Origin of the sequence: Candidatus Propionivibrio aalborgensis (assembly GCF_900089945.1) — a bacterium.
Taxonomy (GTDB): domain Bacteria; phylum Pseudomonadota; class Gammaproteobacteria; order Burkholderiales; family Rhodocyclaceae; genus Propionivibrio; species Propionivibrio aalborgensis.
In genome coordinates, this window is the sequence record NZ_FLQY01000261.1 from 1 (window position 1) to 2,775 (window position 2,775).

The window sequence follows — 2,775 nt, forward strand, 5'->3', positions numbered from 1 at the left end:
TGCGCGACCCGCTTGAACTGTGGCTCAACGAGCACCCGGACGACGCAAAAAGGATCACCGAGCTGGCTATCCGTGCGGCACAGGCACGTTCGCGTGCCGGGCAAAAGGTCGAGAAGCGCAAGCAGTCGGGCGTCGCCATCCTGCCCGGCAAGCTCTCGGATTGCCAGAGCGAAGACATCCGCCGAAATGAAATCTTTCTCGTCGAAGGCGATTCGGCCGGTGGCTCGGCAAAGTCCGGCCGCGACAAGGAATTGCAGGCGATTCTCCCTCTGCGCGGCAAGGTGCTCAATACCTGGGAAGTCGAAGCCGGCAGCCTGTTCGCCAACCGCGAGGTGCATGACATTGCCGTCGCGCTCGGCATCGACCCGCACTCGCCAAGCGCAGCGGCCAGCGTGCTCGACAACCTGCGCTACGGCAAGGTGGTGATCATGACCGACGCCGACGTTGACGGCAGCCACATCCGGGTGTTGCTTTGCACGCTGTTCTACCGCCACTTTCCCAAGCTGATCGAACATGGTCATCTCTATTTCGCGCAGCCGCCGCTCTACCGCCTTGATGTTCCGGGTCACGGCAAGGCCCGCCCACCGCGCAAGCTTTATGCGCTCGACAATGCCGAACGCGAAGCGATCATCGACCGCCTGACCCTCGAAGGCGTCAAACCGGAAGCCGTGGCCATCTCGCGCTTCAAGGGACTGGGTGAAATGAATCCCGAGCAGCTCTGGGAAACGACCATGTCGCCCGATACCCGACGGCTGATGCGCGTGGATGGAAACCAACGGCGCCCTGATCGGTGCGGAGATCTGATATGCCAAATACACCTGACCTGTTCGACGAAGCACCCGATGCCATTGCACTCGGTGACACACCACCACCCGCTCCCCCCACCGCGCCAGAGATCATCGAAGACGATGATGGCGAAAGCATTCTGCTGCACGATTCCGCCGCACGTGATTACCTCGAATACGCCATCGCCGTAGTCAAGGGACGCGCCCTGCCCGACGTAAAGGACGGCCAGAAGCCGGTTCAGCGCCGGGTACTCTTCGCCATGCGTGAACTCGGGCTGATGTCCGGCGCCAAGCCGGTCAAATCGGCGCGCGTCGTCGGCGACGTGATCGGCAAATACCACCCGCATGGCGACACCTCGGCCTACGACGCCATGGTGCGCGTGGCACAGCCTTTCAGCTTGCGCTACCCGCTTGTCGACGGACAAGGCAACTTCGGCTCGCGCGACGGCGACAACGCGGCGGCCATGCGCTACACCGAAGCGCGCCTGGCGCCGATCGCCGAACTACTGCTTGGCGAACTTGGCGAAGGCACGGTCGACTATCAGCCGAACTACGACGGCTCCTTCGACGAACCGGCATTCCTGCCCGCGCGCCTGCCCTTCGCACTGCTCAACGGCGCCTCGGGAATCGCTGTTGGCATGGCCACCGAAATGCCGTCGCACAATCTGCGCGAAGTCGCCGCCGCAGCCATTCACCAGATCAACCATCCGGCAGCGAGCGTTGCTGAACTGATGGAGTACATCCCCGGCCCCGACTATCCCGGTGGCGGCCAGATCATCTCCTCCCCCGCCGAAATCGCCAACGCTTATACCAGCGGCCGCGGTAGCCTGCGCGTTCGCGCCCGCTATACGTTCGAGGAGATGGCTCGCGGCGCGTGGCAGCTGGTAGTCTCGGAACTGCCTCCCGGCGTTTCCTCGGCCCGCGTGCTCTCCGAAATCGGTGCATTGATGAACCCGCAACCCAGGCCTGGGAAGAAATCCATCGAGCAGTCCGCCGCTCAGTTGAAAGCCCTTCTGGCCTCGCAGCTCGAACGCGCGCGCGACGAATCGGGCAAGGACGACGACATCCGCCTCGTCTTCGAGCCGATCAGCTCGCGACTCGACCGGGATGAATTTGTTGCCTTGCTGCTGGCCCATACCAGCCTTGAAACCACCGCACCAATCAACCTGGTCGCTGTCGGCATCGACGGCCGGCCATGCCAGAAAACACTGGCCGACCTGATCGGCGAATGGTGCCGCTTCCGCTTGCAGACCGTACGTCGGCGCACCGAATTCCGCCTCGCCAAGGCCAACGACCGCATCCACATCCTGGAAGGCCGGCATATCGTCTTTCTCAACATCGACGAGGTGATCCGCATCATCCGCGAATCGGACGAACCCAAGCCGGCGCTCATCACGCGTTTCACGCTCTCCGATCGCCAGGCTGAAGACATCCTCGAAATCCGTCTGCGCCAGTTGGCTCGACTCGAAGGCATCAAGATCGAGCAGGAGCTTGCGAAGTTGCGCGACGAAAAAGAAGGGCTGCTCAAGCTGCTCGACAGCGACACCCTGCTGCGCAAGCTCGTCGTGCGCGAGATCAAGGCTGACGCAAGCAAACACGGCGACGAGCGCCGCACGCTGATCCAGCCGGCAGCGACGTCCTCGCGCTCGGAAGTGGCCACGGTCGCCGACGAACCGGCGACACTGATCGTTTCCGAAAAAGGCTGGGCGCGCGTCCGCCAGGGGCATGGACTCGACCTCTCCGGAGTCGTCTTCAAGGACGGCGACGGCCCGGGGTCGACGCACGAATGCCGCTCGGTCGACTCGCTGGTCATTATCTCGACCGAAGGCCGCGCCTTCACCGTGCCGATTTCCAGCCTCCCCGATGGGCGCGGCATGGGGGCGCCCTTACCTTCCTTCATCGAAATCGGCGCCGGCAAGATCGCGCACGTGCTGATCGGCAAACCGGAAGACGAACTGCTGGTGGCCAAATCCTCCGGGTATGGCTTCGT

Annotated in this window: 2 protein-coding genes; both read left to right on the forward strand. The window is 63.3% G+C overall.

All coding sequences use genetic code 11. The annotated features are described in order from the left end of the window. The coding region (locus PROAA_RS12500) for a toprim domain-containing protein (RefSeq protein ID WP_425394016.1) at positions 1-977 on the forward strand (977 nt) is incomplete at its 5' end. After that, positions 968-2,775 (forward strand): DNA topoisomerase IV subunit A (gene parC / locus PROAA_RS12505; protein WP_425394017.1); only part of this gene is annotated, 1,808 nt, incomplete at its 3' end. The genes PROAA_RS12500 and parC, both read left to right, overlap by 10 nt.